We start from the raw sequence: 22,485 nt of genomic DNA, 5'->3' as shown, positions 1-22,485 counted from the left end.
ATTTCATATACAGCTCAATAGCGGTGAGCTGGATCCTGTTTCAGGCATTCACATCTTGGCATCGTATGGCGCTTTGCTGAATATGGTCAGAGATATGGGTATCTGGGTCACAGGCATACCGTTAATCCAGAGAGAAGCATCCAACCCCTACTGAACAGTACCAACACAATGCGTCGATGCAGAGAGGAAATAATGGATTTTTCAGAACAGCTACAGAGCCTAGCCAAAAAGATCACTCAGCAGTCATCCATGATCGCAACCGAAGAGGCAACAAAGAACGCCTTTGTCATGCCATTTCTCAACCGCGTACTCGGTTATGATGTGTTCGACCCCACTGAAGTCATCCCCGAGTTCACCGCAGACACGGGCATCAAGAAAGGCGAAAAGGTTGACTACGCCATTCTCAAGGATGGTCAGGTGCAAATATTGGTGGAGTGTAAGAAATACAGTGAGAAACTCTCTGCCAAACATTCAGGACAACTGTTCAGGTATTTTTCCGTCACCAATGCCCGTATCGGCATACTGACCAATGGTGCTCAATACGAGTTCTATACCGACCTTGATGCCCCGAACAAGATGGATGAAAAGCCATTTCTGACGCTGGATCTGGAGGATATCGATGAGCATGTAGTACCCGAGGTACTGAAGCTGACCAAGACTGCCTTTGATGTAGAATCCGTGGTCGACGCGGCGGGAGAACTGAAATATCTCAGTCAGATCAAGAAATTGCTTGCCGAGCAATTTGGCTCGCCAGAAGAAGACTTTGTGAAATTCTTTGCATCCCGTATTTATGACGGCGTCCTTACTGCACGAGTGAAACAGTCTTTTACCGACATAACCAAGAAAGCCCTCAGCCAGTTCCTCAATGACAGCATCAATGCCAGATTGAAATCGGCGATAGGTAGCACTGTCAATGCCTCAACAATTCAGCCCGCCTTTGACAGTAGTGGCTCAAACGATAGCAATGAGGTTGAGAGTAATAATGAAGAAAAATCGAAGATAGACACCAGCATTGAAGAGGTTGAAGGCTTCAACGTCGTCAAAGCCATCCTGAGGCAGCGGTTTGATGTAACCAGGATAGCGGCAAGGGATACCCAGAGTTATTTTGGTATCTTGCTCGACGACAATAACCGCAAGCCTCTGTGCCGATTACATTTCAATTCGAAGCAGAAATATCTTGGTTTATTTGATGCCGACAAGAAAGAAACCCGACATCCTATTGGCTCCGTTGATGAGATATTTACCTTTGCCGATCAGTTGCTGACTGCAACAGCTGTCTACGAATAACCCTGATCCAGGGGGAGCGACGCCTCCCCCTTTTCCCTCCAGAAAAACCCCTAGCGTCCCCCGGCCAGATCGATAAAGGTGCCTGTGGCATAGGAGGCTTGGTCCGACAGCAGCCAGGCGATGGCGGCGGCCACCTCCACCGGCTGGCCGCCCCGTTGCAGCGGAATATTGCCCTTGATCCTGTCCACCCGACCGGGCTCGCCGCCATCGGCGTGCATCTCGGTATAGATAAAGCCCGGGCGCACCCCGTTGACCCGGATCCCCTGGGCCGCCACCTCCAGGGACAGGCCCCTGGTCAGCACGTCGATGGCCCCCTTGGAGGCGGCGTAGTCCACGTACTCCCCCGCCGAACCGAGCCGGGCGGCGGCGGAGGAGACGTTGACGATGGCGCAACCCGGCACCATGCGGCGTACCGCCTCCCGGCAGCAGAGGAAGTAGCCGGTCACATTGGTGGTCAGGGTCTTGTTGATGCGCTCGGCGCTCATCTCCAGCACCTTCATCTGGGGCTGGAGTATGCCTGCGTTGTTCACCAGATGGGTGATCACCCCGAGCCGCGCGTCCATCTCCTCGAACAGGCGCACCACCTCGGTCTCCACGCTGACATCCGCCTGCACCGCTATGCAGGAGACCGGATGGCGGGCCCGGATCTCGGCCACCAGCGCCTCGGCACTGGCCCTGTCATGACGATAGTTGAGGCAGAGGTGATACCCCTGCCCCGCCAGATAGCGGGCCGTCGCCGCCCCTATCCCCCTGCTGCCACCTGTGATCAGCACCTGCTTGTTCATGGACGCTCCCTGTTCCTTGTCTCTCGTCTCGACCCGGATATTACCCCATCCTCGGGGCCAACGCCTGGCCCCATAGCGCTATGTTCGGCAACAAAGAGCCCGCACTGGGCGGGCTCTTTGTGGCGATAAGACGCGGGGCCAGGGTTATTTGAACAACCCCTTGAGCAGCTGATCCGCCACCCCCTTGATCTGCTCGTCGTCGGCCTTGTCTCCCAGCAATTTCTTGAGGCCGCGCTCGGCCTCCTTGCGGGCCTTCTCCTCCAGCACCTTGTTGTTGCCGAGCAGCTCCTTCACGTCGAGCCGGTAGCTCGGGGCCTGCCAGTGGCCGCCGATGCGCACCGGTATGGTGACGTCCTTGAGCTCGTCCACGCTCTTGCCCCCCTGGCCCTTGCTGCTCTCCACCACAGAGGTGAGGAACAGGAAGTCGAGGGTCTCGGGCACCAGGGCACTCTGGCCCTGGCCCTTCACCCGCAGGGCGGGCGCGAGCAGCTGGATGTCGTCGCTGCGAGCCACGCCATTGGCGACCTGGAAGTTGGCGGTCAGGGCGCTGAAGTCGGTCTTGCGCGCCTCCTTGACCTGATCCGCCCCCTTGCCGGTCAGGGCGGCCCGCGCCTCGCGGATCATCTCAGCCAGGTTGATGCCGTGCAGGGCGCCGTCGCTCAGCCTGAGGCTCAGCTTGCCCTGCATCTGGCTGCGCAGGGCCTGCTCGGACAAGCCTGTGCCCTGCACCTGCACCTCGAGATCCCCCTTGCCTTCCAGTCGATCGTTCTGGGCCAGGGTCTGCAACAGGGGCCGCACATCCACCCCTTGTATCCGCTTGTGCACCTGATAGCGGGCGGGTTGCTGGCGGGCGTCGAGCACGCCGCTCGCCGTCACCTGACCGCCTGCCACTGCGGCGCTGAACTGCTTGAGGCTGAGCTGGCCCCCCGCCAGGGCGAGCTGCAGATCCACGGTGCCGAGATCCAACCCCTTCAGCCGCAGGCTGCCCAGTTGCAGCCGGCCGGCCAGGTCCATTCGTTTGAGGGCGGCGAGATCGGGCTCTATGGTGGAGAGCGCCTTGGCGGCGGGGGCGGCCCCCTTGTCTCCCCCTTTCGCCGGTGCGGCGGGCGCAGCAGCCGTCTTGACCGGTGCAGCCTGACCGAGCCAGGCGTCGAGATCGAGTTTCTCCCCCTTGAGGTCGAACTCCACTTTGGGCACGGCCCCCAGGTGGACGGCACCGCTGCCGCTCAGCAGGGCGTCATCGGCCCCCATCACCAGGTTGCTGAGGGTGACGGTCTGCTTGTCCAGCTCGGCACGGGCAAAGCCCGCGAGCTTGAGGTTCATCTGCGGGCGCGGCAGGGCCTCCCCCTTCAGGTTGGCGCTCAGCACCGCATCCGAGACCTCCAGCAGTTGCAGATCCTTGTCGAGCCGCGCCTTGAGGGTTCCCTCCAGGGTGCCCGCCAGGGTCGGCTGGTCCGCCGCCCCCTGTGCGCCGCTCAGGCTCAGAGCGAGGCTGCTCCACTGCCCCAGCGCCAGCCGGTCAGCCTTGAGGGAGAAGGCATCGAGCCGCTGTGCCGGCTCGCTCAGGCTGCCGCCCAGGGTCAGATCCTTGAGCTCGCTGGCCTTGACCTCTCGAGCCAGCTTGAGCTGGGCCTGTCCCTTGAGATCAAAGGCCCTCTCCCCCTGCGCCCCCTTGGCGGCCAGGGTCACCGGCACCCACTCACCCGGGATCAGCTGACCCAGATCCAGATCCAGCCTGTCGAGACGGGAGACGGCGCCGCTGCGATCGTCCCGCACCAGGGCGCTGGCCTCGACAAGTGCCACCCCTTGCAGGCTGATCTGCCAGGGTTTTTCTTCGGTGACGGCGGGCTGGCTATCACCGGCAGGGGATTGAGCGCCATCGCCCTTGTCGGCGGTGGCTGTCTTGACCAGACCGTTCAGGTTGGAGCTGCCGTCGGCCTTGGTCTGGATGAAGAGATGGGCGCCACTGAGGGTCACCTTGCCAATCTCCAGCCGGTGGGAGAGCAGCGGCAGCAGGGCCACAGAGGCGTCACCCTGCGTGAAGCGGAGCAGGTCAGGCTCGGCAAAGCCGGCGGGGTTGCGAAGTTGCACCTTCTCGAGAGAGAGGCCGAGGCTCGGCCAGAAGCGCCAGCCGATATCCCCTTCCATCACCAGCTCGCGGCCCGTGCTCTTGCGCACCTGCTCCGCCAGCTGTGGCTTGAATTGATTGGGGTCAATCAGCGACCCCAGGGCGGCGATGGCCACCACGGCCGCCAGCGCCAACCCCAGCAGTATGTAGATGATCTTTTTCACGATGAACTCCTCAATGCAGATCCTGTGGCTGACTATACCACCGGGGGCGCGGCGCAGGCTGTACAGGCCCCAAAACGGGCAAATGGCGAGACAGGGATGGTCGCGCCCGCCTGCCCCACCACAAAAAAGGGCCCCGCAGGGCCCTGGTCTCACTGGATGGTCGGCAGTTGCCGGTAGCCCATCTCGTACAAGGTGAAGGCATAGATATCCGCGCTCTGCTCGATCAGCTTGGCCACAGGCGTGCCCGCCCCGTGCCCGGCATTGGTCTCGATGCGGATGAGCTGGGGATGCGGGCCTGCGTCGTCGGCCTGCAGGGTGGCGGCGAACTTGAAGGAGTGGGCCGGTACCACCCGATCGTCGTGATCCGCCGTGGTCACCAGGGTCGAGGGATAGCGGACCCCAGGCCGCACATTGTGCAGGGGCGAGTAGCCCTTCAGGTAGTCGAACATGGCCTCGTTGTCGGTGCTGGTGCCATAGTCGTAGGCCCAGCCCGCCCCGGCGGTGAAGCTGTGGTAGCGCAGCATGTCGAGCACCCCCACAGCCGGCAGGGCGACCCGCACCAGATCCGGACGCTGGGTCATGACGGCCCCCACCAGCAGGCCGCCGTTGGAGCCACCGCGGATCGCCAGCCGGTCGGTGCGGGTGTAGCCCTCGGCCTTAATGTACTCGGCCGCCGCGATGAAGTCGTCGAACACGTTCTGCTTGTTCATCCTGGTGCCCGCCAGGTGCCAGGCCTGGCCGTACTCGCCGCCCCCCCGCAGGTTGGCCACCGCATAGACACCCCCCAGATCCAGCCAGTTGGCCACCGAGACGCTGAAGCTCGGGGTCAGGCTCACGTCGAAGCCGCCATAGCCGTAGAGGATGGTAGGGTTGCTGCCATCGAGTTTGAGCCCCTTGCGGTAGCTGATGATGAGCGGCACCCGAGTGCCGTCCTTGCTCCGGTAGAAGCGCTGCTCACAGACGTAATCCGCAGGTTTGAACGGCGCCGCCGAGGCACGATAGAGGCTGATGGCCCCGCTCTTTGGCTCGAACCGGTAGAGGGTGGGCGGCTGGGCATAGTTCTCGAAGCCGAAGTAGAGGGCGGGATCATCCTGCTTGCCGCCAAAACCGCTGACGCTGCCGAGCCCCGGCAGCGCCACCTCGCGCACAAGCTTGCCTTCGTAGTCGAACTGCTCGACCCGGGCGGTGGCGTCCACCATGTACTCGGCGAACAGGTAGCCGCTGCCGCTGTGCACCCTCAGCACCTGCTGGCGCTCGGGGATAAGGTCGCGCCAGTGCTCGGGGCCCGGGTTGTCGGCCTCCACCCTCACCAGACGGCGGTTGGGGGCATCACGGTTGGTCAGCAGGTAAAGCGTGCCGCCCTTGTTGTCCACCAGGCTCACGTCCGCCTCCAGATCTCCCTGCACCGTCAGCAGCGGCGCGTTCTCCTGGCCCAGATCCTTCACATAGAGGCGGTTGCCCGAGGTGGAGTTCGCCGCCGAGATGAGCAGGAAGCGGTCATCCTCGGTAACGCTGGCCCCCACGTAGCGGTGCTGCTGGGCCGGGATGGCGCCGAACACCAGGCGGTCCTCCTGCTGCGCCGTGCCGAGCCGGTGGAAATAGAGCTTGTGCTGATCTGTCTTGGCCGACAGCTCGCTGCCATCTGGCTTGTCGTAGCTCGAGTAGAAGAAGCCCTCGTTGCCGAGCCAGCTGATGCCGCTGAATTTCACGTCCTTGAGGGGGGCCTCCAGCGGCTCTTTGCTCTCCACGTCCATCAGGTGGATCTCGCGCCAGTCGCTGCCGGCCAGGGACAAGGAGTAGGCCAGCAGCTTGCCATCCCGGGAGAAGCTCAGCTGATCAAGCGCCGTGGTGCCATCGGGGCTCAAGCGGTTGGGATCGAGGAACACCTCCGCCTGCTTGCCCGGCAGCTGGCGCCACAGCACATTCTGGTTCTGCAGGCCGTCGTTCTTGAAGAAGTAGTGGTAGCGCCCCTCGCGAAACGGCGCCCCCTCCTTGGCGTAGTTCCAGGAAGAGGCCAGCTTCTCCTTGATGGCGGCGCGATACGGAATGCGGGCGAGGTATTCCTGGGTCACAGCGTTCTGGGCCCTGACCCAGGCCTCGGTCTCGGGGCTGCGATCGTCCTCCAGCCAGCGATAGGGATCGGCCACGGCCTGGCCGAAGTAGTGATCCACCTGCTCGCTCTGGCGGGTGGCGGGGTAGTGAAGGCGCGCTTTCCCTGACATGGCATCCTCTTTGGTTGGCTGGCCGCTGCAGCCACTCAGCAGTGACAGGGCCAGCAGGCTGACAATGGCTCGCATCGAGGCGGCTCCCTGCGGTTTGGGTGAAACGGGCAGGTTAGCAAAGAGTGCCAGGTGGCCCAACCCCCTAGGGGGGCCCCTCGCCTGTGTAGCCAAAGCCTGCGCCCGCTCTGTGAGCCAGCTCCCCCTGCTGGCGCACCGTCTGTGCCATCCTGACAGGGAGAGCAATGAGAGGAGAACCCCATGTGGATCGAGGCGGAGCCCGTCTACGGCGCCCTGGTATCACTGGCCATAGGGCTCATCATAGGACTGGAGCGGGGCTGGCAGGTGCGCCAGCTGGGGGACAACCAGCGCATCGCCGGGATGCGGACCTATGGTCTCATCGGCCTGCTCGGCGGCGTCTGCGCCCTGCTGCTGCCAACCCTGGGATCCTGGTTGGCCCTGCTCGGCCTGCTGGCTGTGGTGGCTGGCTGCGGCCTCTCGGTCTGGCTGGCCCAGCGCTGGCAGGGGGAGTTTGGCCTCACCAGTTCGGTGGCCATGGTGCTCACCTACCTGCTGGGGCTGATGTCTGTGCTGCAGAGCCCGAGCGAGGCGGTGGCCTGCGCCGTGCTGGCGGCGCTCTTGATGGGGCTCAAGGGCCAGATCCAGCAGGGCATGCTGTTTTTGAGCGAGACGGAATTTCACGCCACCCTGCGCTTCCTGCTCATCTCTCTGGTGCTGCTGCCGGTGCTGCCCGACGTCGAGATGGGCCCCCTCAACGCCTTCAACCCCTTCAAGATCTGGCTGATGGTGGTGGTGATCGCCGGCATCTCCTTCTCGGGCCACTTCGCGGTGCGCCTGCTCGGCACCCGCGCCGGCCTGGTGCTCACCAGCATGCTGGCGGGGCTCGCCTCCTCCACCGCCCTCACCTTGCAGTTTGCCCGCCTCAACAAGGAGCAGCCCGGGCTGGAGCGGCTGCTGGCCACCGGCATACTGCTGGCGGGCGCCACCATGTGGTTGCGACTGCTGGTGCTGGTGCTGCTCATTCACAACGAGCTGGCCATGCGCCTGGCCCTCCCCCTGCTGCTGCTGGCGGCCATCGTCTATGGCTTCGCCTTCTGGTTCTGGCGCCAGCGCGAGGAAATGACCGACAACCCGGTGCAGCCCGAAACCCGCAATCCGCTGGATCTCGCCACCGCCATCAAGTTCGGCCTGCTGCTGGCGCTGATCGGCTTCATGGCCACACTGCTGCAGAGCAAGGTGGGCAACTCCGGGGTCTATCTGCTGGCACTGGTCTCCGGCATCACGGACGTGGACGCCATCACCTTGTCTCTCTCCCAGCTCTCCCACAAGGAGCTGGCCCTGGAGGTGGCGGCCCGGGCCATTCTGCTGGCCGGGCTGGTCAACTCCCTGGTGAAGGGGCTGCTGGCGCTGGTGATCGGCGGCCGCCGCCTGGGGCTGAGGGTCATGCTGCCCTACCTCCTCTCAGTGCTGCTGATCCTGCCCCTCCTCTGGCTGGGCTGACCTGGTCATCAGGGATCCCCTGACGCCGCCCTGCCCGTCACGTATACTGGCGCCTCTTGGCACATGAGAGGAGGTGAGCATGGCAAGCGACTGGGACAAGGTACTGGCGGGAGGCGCCCTGAACAGCCAGAGCGAGGAGATAGCGAACGACCGCATTCGCGGCCAGGCACTGCTGGCGAGACTCAACGCCACACCGGCGGGGGATCACCAGGGGCGCCAGAGCCTGTGCGCCGAGCTGTTCGGCCACTGCCCCGACTCCTGCTGGATAAGCTCCCCCTTCATCTGCGAATTTGGCCGCAACATCCATCTGGGGGAGAAGACCTTCTTCAACTTCAACGTCACCATACTGGACGTGGGCGAGGTGCACATCGGCAGCCATGTGCTGCTGGCCCCCAACGTGCAGATCTACACCGCCACCCACACCATGGACCATCTGGAGCGCCGCAACTGGACCGCCTACAACAAGCCGGTGCGCATCGGCGATGACTGCTGGATTGGCGGCGGCGCCATCATCTGTCCCGGCGTCACCATAGGGCCGCGCTCCATCATAGGCGCAGGCGCCGTGGTGACCCGGGACATACCGGCGGACTCACTGGCGGTGGGCAACCCGGCCCGGGTGATCCGCACCCTCAGCCCGGACGAGCCCCGGGATCCGGCACTGCTGTCATGATGGCCCTGGCCCTGCTGCCCCTGATCGGTACCGCCTGGCTCGGCATTGAGGGGGCCAACTGGTGGCCGCTGGCCCTGGTCACCACCATGAGCCTGCTTACAGTGCTGGCCTACGCCCACGACAAGCGCCAGGCCATTCGCGGCGGCTGGCGCGTCCCGGAATCCCGCCTTCATCTGCTGGAGCTGCTCGGCGGCTGGCCCGGCGCCCTGGTGGCCCGCCACTGGCTGCGCCACAAGACCCAGAAGGGGAGCTACCGCCTGGTGTTCTGGTTTATCGTGCTGCTGCACCTCAGCCTGTGGGGGCTCTGGGTCAGCCGGCCGCTCTGGCAGGCCTGACCCCCTTTTCCTCGCACGGTAAACACAGATAGGGCCCAACCATAGGGTTGGGCCCTCTCGTCATTGCGAATGCATCAACACCCGCCGACCGCCCGAGCCTCTCGGCCCTGACAGGGTCGGCGCGGTTTCCGCGTTCACACCGCCAGCGCCGCCGACATCTCGGTCTTGATGTTGTCGGATCGAGTGCCGAAGATGGCCTGCAGGTTGTTGCCCACCACCAGTACGTCGATGGCGCCAAGGGCCTTGATGCGCGGAATATCCGCCAGCTTGATGTCATGCAGGCTGACCCGCAGCCGGGTGATGCAGGCATCCAGATGAACTATGTTCGCCGCCCCGCCCATGGCCTCGACCAGATCCAGCGCCAACTCGTCTTGCTCCTTGATGTCCACCGCCTGCAGCGGCTGGCTCTCCCGCCCCGGGGTCTTGAGGTCGAATTTGCGGATGAGGAAGCTGAACAGGCTGAAATAGAGCAGCGCCCAGAGCGGCCCAATGATCAGGAACCACCAGGTGTTGTGGGTCTGGGGCAGGTTCAGGTAGAGGAAGAACTGCAAGGTGCCATGGGCGAAGTCGGTGCTGTGCACTATCCCCAAATAGTTGGTCAGCGCGAAGGCCACCCCGGTCAGCAGGGTGTGGATCACATAGAGCATGGGAGCCACGAACAGGAAGGCGAACTCCACCGGTTCGGTGATCCCGGTCAACCAGGAGGTGAAGGCCGCAGACAGCATCAGCCCCCCCACCAGCTTGCGTTTCTCCGGGCTGGCGCAGCGATAGATCGCCAAAGCTGCGGCAGGCAGAGCCCACATGGAGTACATGTAACCACCGGCCAGACCACCGGCACTGGGGTCTCCCTTGAAGAAGCGCACCAGCTCCCCGGTCACCACCTCCCCGGTCTGGGGATTGGTCCAGCTGCCCAGCTCGTTGAAGAAGAAGGCATTCCAGATATGGTGCAGGCCGGTCGGGATCAGGGCGCGTTCCACCAGGCCATAGAGGCCGAAGGTGACCGACTTGTTCAAGGTGCCCAGGTAGGCGGTGAACTCGAAGATGGCGCTGCCCACCACGGGCCAGATGAAGCCGAGCATGACCCCGAGGAAGATGCCGCTAAAGCCGGTGATGATGGGCACGAAACGCTTGCCGGCGAAGAAGCCCAGGTATTCGGGCAACTTCAGGGTGTGGAAGCGATTGAAGAAGTAGGCCGCCAGGGATCCCATCAAGATGCTGCCGAGGATCCCCATGTTGAGGGTCGGAATGCTCAGCACCTCTGTGTTGGTCTCCAGGCCGCGCAACACCACCGTCTTGCCGAGGGCCGCATTCATGGTGATGAAGCCCACCACGGCGGCCAGGGCGGCGGTGCCGTCGTTGTTGCGGGCAAGGCCGATGGCGATGCCGATCAGAAACAGCAGCGGCATGTTGCCGAAGATCCAGTCCCCCGACACCATGAGCACGCTCCAGAAGGAGGGGGGCAGGAAGAGGTGCCCCTGGGCACCGAAGTTGCCTATCCCCAGCATCAAACCGGCGGCAGGCAGGGTCGCCACGGGGAGCATCAGGCTGCGCCCGACCCGCTGCGCCTGGGAAAAAAATGATCCGGACATGTCTCAATTCCTCTTTGATGGTTGTCCAGAACAGGGTATAGGGTCGGCGCCAGCCATGAGTATCAATAGGCTATGGGATTGTAATCAAACGCTTACAAAGGGGATGCCTCATCCCTTGGAGGAGGCGCTGCGCGCCACGGCGCCGAGGCGGCGGATCACTCCCTCCCTGTCGAGATCGGGCTGATTGAAGAAGCGATAGAGCTCGCTCTCCACCGCCTTCTGATAGAGGGGATGCAGGGCCATGGAGTCCGCCACGCTCGGCATCAGGTTGCCCGCGGCCTCCGCCCTGTCATAGTCGATGCGCGACAGCTGGGCGCAGGGGTTGAAGTCAGCCAAGGATAGCTCCCTGCGCACCGGGATAGACCCCTTGGCCCGGTTGAAGGCGAGCTGAAAATCCGGGCTCGCCAGGGCCCGGGCAATGGTCAGATGATCTTTGGGCAGGTTGGCGTTGAACATCACGAAGCTGTCCATGTTGTAGACATAGAGCCCCTGGGTGCCAGGGGCTGGCAGGCATTGCACCTGCTCGGGCACGGCCACGCCACGGGCCAGCAGATCCCCCAGCACCCAGTCCCCCATCAACTGGAAGGCCGCCCTGCCCTCGGCGAGATCGGCGGTGGCCTGATCCCAGCTCTGGCCGCTCAGGGTGGGCAGCACCAGCTCGCTCAGCTCGCGAAAGCGGTCCAGGATCTGACGACTGGTGTCGCTGCCGAGCGCCACCGGATCCAGCTCGACGAAGGCCTTCTGGTAATACTCCTTGCCCCCCATCCCCAGCGCCAGGCTCTCGAACAGCAGGGCCACCTGCCAGGGGTCGTTGCCGAGCGCCAGCGGTTTGATGCCCTTGGCCCTGAGGGCTCGCACCGCATCGAGAAAGCCGGGCCAGTCGGTGGGGGGATCCATGTCGAGGCGGGCCAGCAGGGCGCGGTTGACCCACATCCAGTTGAGACGATGCACGTTGACCGGGATCCCCATGTAGTGCCCCCCTATCTTGTTGACCCTGGGGGCCACCCCCAACAGTTGCCGATCCCACTCCTGCTCACCCGCCACCTCGTCCTGGGGCTGGATGAAGCCGAGCAGAGTCCAGGAGGCGATGGCCTGCCCCTCCAGCTGAGCCAGGGCCGGGGGATTGCCCGCGATGGCTCTGGCCTGCAGCACCTCCATGGCGCTGTTGCCCCCGCCGCCGAGGATGGCGGCATCCTTGAGATCCACTCCAGCCCCTTGCAACTGGGTCGTCACCACGGCGAAGGCGGCCTGCTCCCCTGGGGAAGTCCACCAGTGCAACATCTCCACCTCGCCGGCCAGGGCGTCATGGAGCGGCAAGGCCAGCAACCAGGCCAGGGCACGCAGGGAATTAGTCAAGGTTGAGCTCCAGTACCAGGGTCAGACCATGGGGTTGATGATTATGAAGATGAATGTCGCCGCCGTGGATACGGGCGATGTGGCGGGCTATGGTGAGGCCGAGTCCGCTGCCGGGCAGGGCCTTGGTCGACGCGACTCGAAAGTAGGGATCAAATACCCGCTCCATCAGCGCCGGACTGATGCCCGGCCCCTGGTCGCTGAACGCGATCCTCACCTTGTCCCCCTGGTGCGTCACTTGCACCCGCAGGCGCTCTCCGTACTTGATGCCGTTATCTATGATGTTTTGCAGACAGCGCTTGATGGCCAGCGGCTTGCCGACCAGCATCAGGCTGGGGGGCCCTTGCAGCGTCATCCTCAGCTCATCGTGGTTATGGAGCTCGCCGCAGCGGCGCAAGATCTGCATCAGATCCAGCGCCTCTATCTCCTCGTGAATGTGGGTCTCTTTCATGCACTGCAGGGCCCCCTTCACCATCAGTTCCATCTCGTCCAGGTGGGCGGCAAACTTGCTCTGCTCCACTGGGTCTGCCAGCATCTCGGTGCGCAGCTTGAGACAGGCCAGCGGGGTCTTGAGATCATGGGACATGGCGCTGAACAGCAGGTCCCGCTCGTGCAGATGGCTGCGGATGCGTCGCTGCATCTTGTTGAAGGCATGGATGGCAGCCCGGGTCTCGCTGCTCCCCTCCTCCTGCACCTCGGGCACCTCGCGCTTGCTGTCGAGCAGGGTGGCAGCCCGCGCCAGGTTGCGGATGGGCCTTATCTCCTTGCGCACCACCCACCAGGTGGCGATCAGGATGATCAGCGCCGACCCCAGCATGAAACCCAGCTGGCTCGGGGTGAAGAAACGGGGATCCAGGCTCTCGTAAGGGGCGGGTAGAGCCGCCGCAAGATAGAACCAGGCGCCGGGCGCGACGGCAATCTGGATCACCAGGATCGGCGGATTGAGCTCACCCAGGGCCAGGCTGTAGTGAGCCCAGTTCAGGGGCAGATCGTCGATGGGGATTTCTGTGTTGAATACCCGCAGCTCGGCGCGACTGGTGAAATCGACCCGGGTGGTCACCTCCCTCCCCAGCTCCTGTTGCAGCACCCGCTCCACTTCACCCACCATCTGCGCCCGGCGCTGCGATCCCGAGATGGGGGTCACCGGCAGCGGGTGGTTGTTGAGGGAGACGAAGAAGCGGGTGCCCCCCATGTTGCGTAACTGCTCCAGCACCAGATGACGATAATCCTGGGGCAGCTTGCGAAAGAAGGCGATGGTGGAGGAGGCGCTCAGGGCCATGCTGCGCACAGTGCTGATCAAGCCCTGCTCCTGTGCCTGGTTGCTGTGGCGATACCAGAAAAAACCGGCGCACAGTTCGGCCGCCAGTATGACGCACAGCAGAAACAGACTGGTACGACTGGCCAGGGAGCGGGGCCCCCAGCCCCGGTTAGGCCTCATAGACGGTCTCGGTCGCCAGCATGTAACCCTTGTTGCGCACCGTCATGATCAGGGTGCGATCCTTGTCATCCAGGGCCTGACGCAGCCGGGAGACTTGCACGTCTATGCCCCGCTCGAAGGGATCGCTCTCCCTCCCCCAGATCTCCTGGGAGATGAGATCCCGGCTGAGCAACTCGTTGGGGTGGCGAATGAAGAGGCCGAGCAGGGTGTAGTCGGCCCCCGACAGCTGGCGCGGCGCCTCCCCCGCCCGGGAGAGCTGGCGGGTCACGCTGTCCAGGGTCCAGGGGCCGAAGCTGATGCGCCTGGCGGTCGCCGCCTGCTGGGTGAGGCGACTGCGCCGCAGCAGTGCCTTGATCCGGGCCAGCAGCTCGCGGGGATTGAAACTCTTGGTGAGGTAATCATCCGCCCCTATCTCGAGCCCGGCGATGCGATCGGCATCCTCGGTCACGGCGGTCAGCATCATGATGGGCACGTTGGAGAGGCGGCGCAGCTGGGAACAGAGGGTGAAGCCGTCATCCCCCGGCAGCATCACGTCCAGGATCACCAGATCCGGCATGCCCTGGCGCACCTGCTGCCACATGGCCTCGCCATCGCAGGCGGTGCGCACCTCGAAGCCCGCACGGCCCAGATACTCGGTGAGGGTATCGGTCAGCGCCTGGCTGTCATCGACGATGAGAATGACTTTACTGTCCATGGCATTATCAATCTGGCTACGAAGATCGGCCCTAAGTTACCAGCACAGGCGCGCCAGGGTCGAGGCAATTGGCGGGCTTTTTGTAACCAGATGCTTACAAATCGCCGTCACCCCGACCGGTCACTGGGCAAGGTTCCCCCAGGGTGACAAAATGGCTCTACTCACCCCGACGGGGAGCAGATGACAGGGAGGCAATATGAGTCTGTGGACAGGCATAGTCCTGATCGTCTTTATCAGCGTGCTGTTCGGCTATCTTGGCAAACGCGCCCGCTACCAGCTGGGGGATGCCCGCATCACCGACCGTCTCGGCAAGCAGGATCTCATCATCAGGGACTTGCAGGAGCGGGTCGCCAACCTGGAGGCCATAGTGCTGGAGCAGGAGAAGCGCCGTCCTTTCGACGAGCTATAGGGATGCCGCCGGGCAACTAGCAGGAGACCGGCGCCCCGCACAGCCCCCTGACGAAAAGCCAATGCAGCAGGGGCGGGAGCAGGAATAAAAGAAACGGCAACCAAGGTTGCCGTTTCTTTTATTCACTCGAACCCCGGACTCCGGGGCGGCTAGTCTGCTGCAGGCGGCATGGCCTCTTGCATGCTTCCTTGCATGGCATTGGCCAACGCCTCCCCGCCCCGCTCACGGGCCCCCTGGATGGCGCCCTCCCTGTCTTCTTTCTCCTTGTTCTGACTCAGCTTGAACTTGCCGACCAACTGATGGATCTCGATCTCTATGCCCACCACAGCCTGCACCATGGCCTCGATATAGTCTCTCGGTGCATCCGCCATCTTCCAGGGAGCGGGCTCGGCGGCCTCATGTACCCGCGTCAGGCCCGCCAGCAACCGGCGCACGAAGCGGGCATCGTCCCGCACCCGGATGCGGCCGTGGGCATGCACCACGGCATAGTTCCAGGTGGGCACCTGTTTGTGGTGCGCCTGCTTGCTCGGATACCAGCTGGGGGAGATATAGCCCTCGACGGCCCTGAAGATCACCAGCACCTCCTGCCCTTCCTTCACCTCCTGCCAGAGCGGATTGTTGCGCGCCACATGGGCCCGCAAGATCCCATGCTCCCCCTCATCGGCATCGAACTCGAACGGCAGGTGATTGGCATCCAGCCCCTGCTCGCCCTGGGTGACCAGGGCCCCCAGGGGATGAGCGCGCATCAGCCGATGCAAAGAGGCGGGATCTGTGGCGGCGAAATGGGGTGGCAGATACATGCAGGCTCCTTATATCCGTGGTGGTATGTCCGTACTAAACCCGTCGAGATGATCCCATGGCGGGAAAGCATCATCTCGAGTTTGCCTGCCGAGCGCCACCGAAGAAAGCCTTGGCCGCCACCGGATATCCGCTGTCACCCGTTCAGGGCAAAGGGCTCCCTTTGGCCAGATAACCGATGCGATAGGCATCGGCCCCTGCCGGTATCGCCTGTGGGAGCGACGCCAGGAGATCCACCTCCAGCCACTGCCAGCGGGAGAGGTCCCATCCGCTCAGCATGGCCCCGGTGCGCAGCTCGGCCAGGCTGGAATAGGGGGCAATGGGAGTACGCCGCAAGATGGCCACCCTGGCCTGCTCGAGATCCTCCATCTGCGGGGCTGACAGCAGCTGCCAGGTCTCGATATGGGGCCAGCCAAACTGCCTGGTGAGCGCCGCAAAGCCATCGCTGACAATGAAGCTGCGCATCGCCTCGGCGCTTTGCCACACATAGAAGGGGGCATAGCGATTCTCCCGGTATGGCAGCGCGGCCTCGTCATGGCGGCCATAGAGATAGGCCTTGAACAGCAAGCCGGGGAAGCCGTCGAGTCTGGCGCCATTGCTGGCAATCCGTGCCTCGATGAGCCCCATGTCGTAGTCCGCCGGCAGGGTGAATCTGTAGTGCATGGCGATCATATGGCCACCTCCTGCCGAAACATCAGACCCCGTCCGAAGCTCCACTCCTCGCAGCCGTTCAGCTGGATCACCACCATGAGGTTGTCGGGATGGATGCCCAAGTCCGCATGCAGGCGCTCGGCGAGCCGCTCATAGAGCCGCTGCTTGACCACAGTGCTGCGGGGCTTTCCCGCCAGGATCTGGAACAGGATGAAGTCGCCGTCCCGGCGGCCGGTCTGGTAGTGGGGGTGATAGACGAGGGCCCTGGCCGGCAAGGCCTCCAGGATCTGGAACTTGTCCTCCTGCGGCACATCAAACACCTCCACCAGGGTCTGGTGATAGAGATCGGAGAGCTGTTGCAGGCGCGCGTCACTCATCCCCTCGCGCACCGTGATACGGGTCAGCGGCATGGGTTGGCCTCCTCGCGGGCAGGCAGCAGGCTCACGGCGGTGACAGCGGCGGGCAAGCCGGCGTAGAAGGCGAGATGGGTGAACAACTCCTCCAGCTGATCCCGTGTCAGGCCATTTTGCTGGGCGAACGCTATGTGCCAGGGCAGCTGTTGCACCCGGCCCAGCGACGCCAGTATGGCCAGGGTGATCAGACTGCGCTCGCGGGCTGACAGGGCGGGCCGCTGCCAGATATCGCCAAACAGCGTCTCTTGTGCCAACTGGGACAGTCTCGGTGCCACCAGCGCCAGGTCGTCACGATCAAGAACAGGGTGGGTCATGGCAATCTCCTTGGATGGTGAAGCCACTCTCTCCCACTGCTACAATTTAGAAAATCGAAATATCAAAGACCAATAATCCCGATTATCAGGACAATTATGACGCCCCTTCCCCTGAACCTGGATCTCGATGCCCTGCGCAGCTATGTCGTCGGCATGGAGTGCGGCAACTTTGCGCTGGCGGCGCAGCGGCTGTGTCGTTCCACCTCGGCAGTCAGCGCCCAGTTGAAAAAACTCGAGCAGCAATGCGGCACGGCGCTGGTCGCTCGCAGCGGGCGCCACCTGGTCCCGACCCCCCAGGGCGAACTGCTGCTGGGGTATGGGAAACGGCTGCTGGATCTCAATGACGAGGCCATGCGCGCCCTCAAGGGGGAGTTGCTGCAAGGAGAGATCAGGTTGGGAGTACAGGAGGACTTTGGCGAGTCTTTGCTGCCGGCTGTGCTGGGGCCCTTCTGTCGCCTGCACCCTGGGCTGCGCATGACGACCCGCATCGATCGCAATGGGCCGCTGACGAAAGGGATCAGGGAGGGCAGCCTCGACATTGCCCTGACCTGGCAGCCACAAGATGAGGGGATGGATGCCCGGCTCATCGACCTGGTGCCACTGCAATGGATTGCGCACCCGGACTGGGAGCTCACCCCTCGGCTGGCTCGGGGGGAGCCTCTGCCCCTGGTGGTCTTCGATGCCCCCTGCCTGATGCGATCACGGGCCACCCGGGCCCTCGACGAGGCCGGGATCCCCTGGCGCATCGCCTTCACCAGCCAGAGTCTGGCGGGTATCTGGGCGGCCTTGCAGGCAGGGCTCGGGCTCACGGTGCGCTCCACCCTAGGCATGCCGGCCACCCTATCCCCCTTGACCGATGTGCTGCCGTCACCGGGCACCCTGGGGATCGCCCTGCTGAGGGCCGGCAATGAACCCAATGAGGCCGAGCACCAGTTGCAGACCCTGCTCACCGATGCCGTGCATCAGGCCAGTGCCAGCAAGGGCTGAGGACCCTCGCTGACATAGCCGCAGACTTGCCCGCACAATAGGGCACATAAAAAAACGGCAACCCCGAGGTTGCCGCTTTACTTTCCATTGCGATGGCACTCCTCGCGGATCAGCCAGCCCGCTTGGCCAGCCACTGTTCGGCGGCACCGAGGGCCGCATCCACCAGCTCGCGGGCGACGCCGCCCTTGGCGACCCGCTTGGCCAGGGTGGCTTCCAGCTCCAGGTTCGGATAGACATCCTCCCCCACCACAGGGCTGAAACGCTGGAACTCAGGCAAAGAGAGCTCCTCCAGCGGCTTCTTCACCTGGATCGCGTAGACCACAGTCTCACCGACGATATGGTGCGCCTCGCGGAAGGGGATCCCCTTGGCCACCAGATAGTCCGCCAGCTCGGTGGCGTTGGCATAGCCGCCCTGGGCCGCCGCCTTGGTGCGCTCGCCGTTCACTTTCAGATCGATCAGCACCAGGGCCGCCATGTCGAGGCAGTCGTGCCAGGTGTCGAGGGCATCAAACAGCCCTTCCTTGTCTTCCTGCATGTCCTTGTTGTAAGCCAGCGGCAGCGCCTTCAGGCTCATCAGCATACCCATCTGGGCGCCGACCACCCGGCCTGTCTTGCCACGGATCAGTTCGAGGGCGTCCGGGTTCTTCTTCTGGGGCATCAGCGACGAGCCGGAAGTGACCGCATCGGAGAGTTCCACGAAGCCCGCCTCGCCGGTGTTGTAGAAGATAAGATCTTCCGCAAAACGAGAAAGGTGGGTCATGGAGAGGGACGCCACGTGCATCAGCTCCACCACGTGATCCCGATCGGAGACCGAATCCAGGCTGTTGCGGGTGGCGCCACTGAAGCCCATGTCGAGCGCCAGCGCTTCCCGATCGATGGCATACGCCGTACCCGCCAGGGCGCCACAGCCGAGCGGGCTGGTGTCGAGGCGCTTCAGGGCATCCTGCAGACGGGAGTGATCCCGCTCCAGCATCTCCACATAGGCCAGCGCCCAGTGGGCGAAGGTGACCGGTTGGGCGCGCTGCAGGTGGGTGTAACCCGGCAGCACCGCGGCCTGGTTGGCACGGGCGGAAGCGACCAGCCCCTGTTGCAGCGCCGTGATGGAGCCGAGCAGCAGCTCACCCTGGGCCTTGCACCAGAGCTTCAGGTCGGTGGCGACCTGATCGTTGCGTGAGCGGCCGGTGTGCAGCTTCTTGCCCAGGGTGCCGACGGCATCGATGAGCTTGCCCTCGACCCAGGAGTGGATGTCTTCGGCATCCGAACTCAGGATTTGCTGGGGATCCTGCTGCACCGAGGCCAGCAGCACCTCCATCGCCTGCTGCAGTTTGCCTTGCTCATCGCTGGTCAATACGCCCACCTTCACCAGCGCCTTGGCCCAGGCCATGGAGCCCTGAATATCCTGCTCCGCCAGCCGGTAATCGAACCGCAGCGAATCGTTGAACTGCTTGAACCGGCTATCGGCTCCCTGACTGAAGCGTCCACCCCAAAGTGCCATACTGCTCTCCTTGAATGCGTTGTCGGCGGCGCTTTGGCCCCCGAGCCTGAAATCGTGCCCTGTTTTTCTGCGAGCCTGTTATCTCACAGAAGCGGCCAAGGCGCAGCCGCTCTCATCGCCCTCCCCCGTGCTGAGCGAAGGTACAACGCGCCGTTTATAAAGGAGGGGGCAAAGCCCCCTCACCGGTATCAACGGGTCATGTCTTCAGATCAACCGTGGGTGTGGTCACCGCCGATGGCCTGATGCTGCTCCTTCATGGCGCGGATCCGGCTGGCCAGGGTGTAGAGACGGATGAAGCCTTCTGCGTGGCTCTGGTCGTACACTTCGTCGGCGCCGAAGGTGGCGAAGTCTTCGGAGTAGAGGCTGTTCGGCGACTTCTTCTGCACTGCAGTGACCTGACCCTTGTACATCTTCAGCACCACTTCACCGTCGAGATCTTCGGCGATGGCGTTGGCGGAAGCGACAATGGCCTTGCACAGCGGGGTGAACCAGCGACCGTCATAGACCAGGTGGGAGAACTCGGCACCCAGCTTCTCGCGCCAGGCGCGGGTCGGTCTGTCCAGTACCAGCTCTTCCACGGCGCGCAGCGCGGCGACCATGACGGTACCACCCGGGGTCTCGTAGCAGCCACGGGACTTCATGCCCACCATGCGGTTCTCGGTGATGTCGATGCGGCCCACACCGTGCTTGCCGGCACGCTCGTTCAGGGTCATCAGGATCTGGTGCGGAGTCAGCGGCTGGTCGTCAACGGCCACCACTTCGCCCTGGGCCACGGTCAGCTTGACGTATTCCGGCTCGTTCGGTGCCTGCTCGGCGGAAACAGTCCACTGCCAGACCGCTTCGGACGGCTCGTTCCAGGTGCTCTCCAGCTCACCACCCTCGGTGGAGATGTGCCAGGCGTTGGCGTCGCGGCTGTAGATCTTCTTCAGGGTTGCCTTGCAGGGGATGTCGCGGGCTTCCAGATAGGCCAGCAGATCTTCCCGGGAGCGCATGTCCCACAGACGCCAGGGGGCGATCACTTTCAGCTGGGGCGCCAAGGCCGCCACGGCGCCTTCGAAACGCACCTGATCGTTGCCCTTGCCGGTACAGCCGTGGGAGATGGCGTCTGCGCCTTCCGCCAGGGCCGCTTCCACCATCGCCTTGGCGATGATGGGACGGGCCATGGAGGTACCCAGCAAGTAGGTGCCTTCGTAGACGGCGCCTGTCTTCAGGGTCGGATAGACGTACTCCTTGACGAACTCTTCCCGCAGATCCTTGACGATGCACTTGGTGGCGCCGGAGGCGATGGCTTTTTGCTCGATCCCTTCCAGATCGTCACGCTCCTGACCGACGTCGGCGACGAAGGCGATGATCTCCGCATCGTAGTTCTCCTTCAGCCAGGGAATGATGGCCGAGGTATCCAGTCCGCCCGAGTAAGCCAGTACGATCTTGTTGATTCCGCTCATTTACTTCTCTCCGTGATGATTCGATAAGGTTGTGATTCAGGGTCGGTTGCCGCGTTACTTGTGCCCGAACAGGGTCAGCAGCACGGCATTCTGGATATGCATCCGGTTTTCTGCCTCATCCATGATGAGGGAGGCTGGTCCGTCCATGACCTCCGAGGTGATCTCCAGCTCCCGGTGCGCCGGCTGACAATGCAGCACATGCTGGATGCCGGTGCGATCGAGCAGGGCCTGGTTGATCTGATAAGGCATGAAGATATCTTTTACCTGCTCCATTGGTGTGTTGTCACCCATGGAGACCCAGGTGTCGGTATAAACCACGTCAAAGCCTTCGATGGCGCCCACGTCATCGCTGATGTGGATCTGCGCGCCAGATTGCGCCGCCAGCGCCTGGGCCTGCAGGAAGAGCTGGGTATCCGGGCCATGGCCCTTGGGGCAGACCAGAGTCACATCGGTGCCGAGTGTCGCCCCCAGCAGCAGCAGGGAGTGGCTGACGTTGTTGCCATCGCCGAGGTAGGCCAGCTTCACCTTGGAGAGATCGCTGTAGTGCTCGCTGATGGTCATGAAGTCCGCCAGCCCCTGACAGGGGTGGTAGAGGTTGCACAGGCTGTTCACCACCGGCACAGAGCCATGCTCCGCCAGCTCGACCAGGGTCTGGTGATCGAACACCCGGGCAACGATGGCGTCACACCAGCGGGACAGGTTGGCGGCGAAATCCTTCACCGATTCCCGCTTGCCGAGCGCGCCGTTCTGCTGATCCAGATAGACGCTGTGGCCACCGAGCCGGGCGATGCCGATGTCGAAGGTGACCCGGGTGCGCAGGGAAGGCTTCTCGAACAGGGTGACCACGCTCTTGCCCGCCAGGGCCTGGCTGTATTTCTTCGGATCGGCCTTGACCGATTTGCCCAGGGCTATCAGCGCCTCGATCTGTGCCTTGCTCAAGTCGCTGTCTTTCAGAAGATGTTGCATCGGATGTTCCTTTTTCCGGCAAGGGTTAGAGGGTGACTTGGGTGCCGACGGCGCCGCCCGCCAGCAGCTTGAGCAGCTGATCCGGGTAGCGCCAGCTGGCAACACAGACAGGTTTGCCCAGGGTCTCTGCGGCGTGCAGCGCGGCTTTCACCTTGACCGCCATGCCATCACGAATAACGCCCTTCTCCATCAGGTCCAGCGCGCTCTGCTTGTCCAGTTGCGGCACCAGCTTGCCCTTGCCATCCAGAATGCCGCTCACGTCCGACAGCATCACCAGATCGGCACCCAGCGCCTCGGCAATGGCGGTGGCCGCCTGATCCGCGTTGACGTTCATCAGCTGACCGTCAGCGGTGATGCCGATGGAGCTCACCACCGGCAGGAAGCCCTGCCCCAGGATGCCGGCCACCAGCGCCGGGTTGCCCGGCTGGCAGTCACCTACGGCGCCGAGATCCGGGTCGAGCTGGGTCACCTGGCAGAGGCCGCCGTCGGCGAGGCAGAGCCCCACAGCCGGGATGCCGGTGGCGATGGCCTTGGCCATCATCATCTTGTTCGCCGTGCCCGCCAGGGCCCCGGCGATGAAAGGGATCTGCTCGAACGGGGTGACCCGCAGGCCGTTCTTCTTGGTGGAGGTCATCCCCAGCCCCTTGAGCAGGTCATCCACCAGGCAGCCACCACCGTGCACCAGCACCAGGGGACGGTGCTGATCGTCCAGGAAGGTTTTCAGGGTAGCGAACAGGGCGGTCAGGGCCTCGTCGTTCTCGATCAGGGCACCACCCAACTTGATTACCAGCGTCTGCTTGTCCATCTTCTCGATCCTTCCTTAA

21 protein-coding genes are annotated in these 22,485 nt (G+C 63.4%); 6 read left to right on the top strand and 15 right to left on the bottom strand.

Annotated features, from left to right (window positions below; translation table 11 throughout):
• Nucleotides 1-192 precede the first annotated feature (192 nt).
• Complete coding sequence (locus ACFWHB_RS03340) at nt 193-1,287, top strand: type I restriction endonuclease (RefSeq protein ID WP_168235816.1); 1,095 nt, start codon at nt 193-195, stop codon at nt 1,285-1,287.
• Between the two features lie 50 nt (nt 1,288-1,337).
• Here the strand turns inward: ACFWHB_RS03340 and ACFWHB_RS03335 are convergent, their stop codons facing one another.
• The 3 genes from ACFWHB_RS03335 to ACFWHB_RS03325 form a co-directional block, all read right to left on the bottom strand.
• Nucleotides 1,338-2,072 carry an SDR family oxidoreductase gene (locus ACFWHB_RS03335; RefSeq protein WP_395949458.1) on the bottom strand — a complete coding sequence of 245 codons (735 nt, stop codon included), beginning with the start codon at nt 2,070-2,072 and terminating at the stop codon, nt 1,338-1,340.
• A 144-nt stretch (nt 2,073-2,216) separates the two neighbouring features.
• Nucleotides 2,217-4,364 (bottom strand): AsmA family protein, encoded by a 2,148-nt coding sequence (locus tag ACFWHB_RS03330; protein ID WP_395949457.1) that lies wholly within the window; start codon nt 4,362-4,364, stop codon nt 2,217-2,219.
• 149 nt (nt 4,365-4,513) lie between these two features.
• Nucleotides 4,514-6,661 carry a prolyl oligopeptidase family serine peptidase gene (locus ACFWHB_RS03325; protein WP_395949456.1) on the bottom strand — a complete coding sequence of 716 codons (2,148 nt, stop codon included), beginning with the start codon at nt 6,659-6,661 and terminating at the stop codon, nt 4,514-4,516.
• Between the two features lie 183 nt (nt 6,662-6,844).
• On the opposite strand from ACFWHB_RS03325, the gene ACFWHB_RS03320 reads away from it, so the two are divergent.
• The 3 genes from ACFWHB_RS03320 (at nt 6,845) to ACFWHB_RS03310 (ending at nt 9,109) form a co-directional block, all read left to right on the top strand.
• Entirely contained in the window at nt 6,845-8,104 is a 1,260-nt protein-coding gene (locus ACFWHB_RS03320) for an MgtC/SapB family protein (protein WP_163137637.1), read from the top strand.
• 79 nt (nt 8,105-8,183) lie between these two features.
• Nucleotides 8,184-8,774, top strand: a complete 591-nt coding sequence (locus tag ACFWHB_RS03315; protein ID WP_289985962.1) for a sugar O-acetyltransferase — start codon at nt 8,184-8,186, stop codon at nt 8,772-8,774.
• Nucleotides 8,771-9,109 carry a DUF1294 domain-containing protein gene (locus tag ACFWHB_RS03310; RefSeq protein ID WP_106885790.1) on the top strand — a complete coding sequence of 113 codons (339 nt, stop codon included), beginning with the start codon at nt 8,771-8,773 and terminating at the stop codon, nt 9,107-9,109. Before ACFWHB_RS03315 ends, ACFWHB_RS03310 begins: the two co-directional genes overlap by 4 nt.
• A gap of 134 nt (nt 9,110-9,243) precedes the next feature.
• Here ACFWHB_RS03310 and ptsG read toward each other — a convergent pair whose 3' ends face one another.
• The 4 genes from ptsG to ACFWHB_RS03290 form a co-directional block, all read right to left on the bottom strand.
• Nucleotides 9,244-10,698, bottom strand: a complete 1,455-nt coding sequence (ptsG, locus tag ACFWHB_RS03305; protein ID WP_395949455.1) for a glucose-specific PTS transporter subunit IIBC — start codon at nt 10,696-10,698, stop codon at nt 9,244-9,246.
• Between the two features lie 108 nt (nt 10,699-10,806).
• The gene (locus ACFWHB_RS03300) at nt 10,807-12,054 is read right to left on the bottom strand and encodes an ABC transporter substrate-binding protein (RefSeq protein WP_171276863.1); all 1,248 of its coding nucleotides are present in this window, start codon (nt 12,052-12,054) and stop codon (nt 10,807-10,809) included.
• Nucleotides 12,047-13,489 carry a sensor histidine kinase gene (locus ACFWHB_RS03295; RefSeq protein WP_139745264.1) on the bottom strand — a complete coding sequence of 481 codons (1,443 nt, stop codon included), beginning with the start codon at nt 13,487-13,489 and terminating at the stop codon, nt 12,047-12,049. The genes ACFWHB_RS03300 and ACFWHB_RS03295 overlap by 8 nt, the downstream gene beginning before the upstream one ends.
• Nucleotides 13,479-14,183 (bottom strand): response regulator, encoded by a 705-nt coding sequence (locus ACFWHB_RS03290; protein WP_005891778.1) that lies wholly within the window; start codon nt 14,181-14,183, stop codon nt 13,479-13,481. Before ACFWHB_RS03290 ends, ACFWHB_RS03295 begins: the two co-directional genes overlap by 11 nt.
• Before the next feature lie 196 nt (nt 14,184-14,379).
• Between ACFWHB_RS03290 and ACFWHB_RS03285 the strand changes: the two genes are divergently transcribed.
• Nucleotides 14,380-14,592, top strand: a complete 213-nt coding sequence (locus tag ACFWHB_RS03285; protein ID WP_395949454.1) for a hypothetical protein — start codon at nt 14,380-14,382, stop codon at nt 14,590-14,592.
• A gap of 149 nt (nt 14,593-14,741) precedes the next feature.
• Here the strand turns inward: ACFWHB_RS03285 and ACFWHB_RS03280 are convergent, their stop codons facing one another.
• From ACFWHB_RS03280 to ACFWHB_RS03265, 4 genes are all read right to left on the bottom strand, one after another.
• Nucleotides 14,742-15,392, bottom strand: coding sequence for an FMN-binding negative transcriptional regulator (locus ACFWHB_RS03280; protein ID WP_368170549.1), 651 nt, complete (start codon nt 15,390-15,392; stop codon nt 14,742-14,744).
• A gap of 142 nt (nt 15,393-15,534) precedes the next feature.
• Nucleotides 15,535-16,062 carry a DUF4865 family protein gene (locus tag ACFWHB_RS03275; protein WP_395949453.1) on the bottom strand — a complete coding sequence of 176 codons (528 nt, stop codon included), beginning with the start codon at nt 16,060-16,062 and terminating at the stop codon, nt 15,535-15,537.
• Nucleotides 16,059-16,451, bottom strand: a complete 393-nt coding sequence (locus tag ACFWHB_RS03270) for a tautomerase family protein (protein WP_395949452.1) — start codon at nt 16,449-16,451, stop codon at nt 16,059-16,061. The genes ACFWHB_RS03275 and ACFWHB_RS03270 overlap by 4 nt, the downstream gene beginning before the upstream one ends.
• A complete protein-coding gene (locus tag ACFWHB_RS03265; protein ID WP_234676740.1) occupies nt 16,442-16,768 on the bottom strand; it encodes a carboxymuconolactone decarboxylase family protein in 327 nt (108 codons plus the stop codon). The genes ACFWHB_RS03270 and ACFWHB_RS03265 overlap by 10 nt, the downstream gene beginning before the upstream one ends.
• Nucleotides 16,769-16,864: 96 nt before the next feature.
• Between ACFWHB_RS03265 and ACFWHB_RS03260 the strand changes: the two genes are divergently transcribed.
• Nucleotides 16,865-17,755 carry a LysR substrate-binding domain-containing protein gene (locus ACFWHB_RS03260; protein WP_395949450.1) on the top strand — a complete coding sequence of 297 codons (891 nt, stop codon included), beginning with the start codon at nt 16,865-16,867 and terminating at the stop codon, nt 17,753-17,755.
• Between the two features lie 109 nt (nt 17,756-17,864).
• On the opposite strand, the gene argH is transcribed toward ACFWHB_RS03260, so the two are convergent.
• From argH to argB, 4 genes are all read right to left on the bottom strand, one after another.
• Nucleotides 17,865-19,250 carry an argininosuccinate lyase gene (argH, locus tag ACFWHB_RS03255; RefSeq protein ID WP_395949449.1) on the bottom strand — a complete coding sequence of 462 codons (1,386 nt, stop codon included), beginning with the start codon at nt 19,248-19,250 and terminating at the stop codon, nt 17,865-17,867.
• 209 nt (nt 19,251-19,459) lie between these two features.
• On the bottom strand, nt 19,460-20,695 hold the full coding sequence (locus ACFWHB_RS03250) for an argininosuccinate synthase (RefSeq protein ID WP_005324853.1): 1,236 nt from the start codon (nt 20,693-20,695) through the stop codon (nt 19,460-19,462).
• A 54-nt stretch (nt 20,696-20,749) separates the two neighbouring features.
• Nucleotides 20,750-21,661: an ornithine carbamoyltransferase gene (locus tag ACFWHB_RS03245; RefSeq protein ID WP_395949447.1), complete on the bottom strand. Its 912-nt coding sequence runs from the start codon at nt 21,659-21,661 to the stop codon at nt 20,750-20,752.
• 25 nt (nt 21,662-21,686) lie between these two features.
• Nucleotides 21,687-22,466 (bottom strand): acetylglutamate kinase, encoded by a 780-nt coding sequence (gene argB / locus ACFWHB_RS03240; RefSeq protein WP_005324857.1) that lies wholly within the window; start codon nt 22,464-22,466, stop codon nt 21,687-21,689.
• Nucleotides 22,467-22,485: the final 19 nt, after the last annotated feature.

Origin of the sequence: Aeromonas mytilicola subsp. aquatica (genome assembly GCF_044336385.1) — a bacterium.
Classification (GTDB): Bacteria; Pseudomonadota; Gammaproteobacteria; order Enterobacterales; family Aeromonadaceae; genus Aeromonas; species Aeromonas rivipollensis.
Note: the sequence above shows the minus strand (reverse complement) of the source record. Positions and strands in the feature narration are given on the sequence as shown.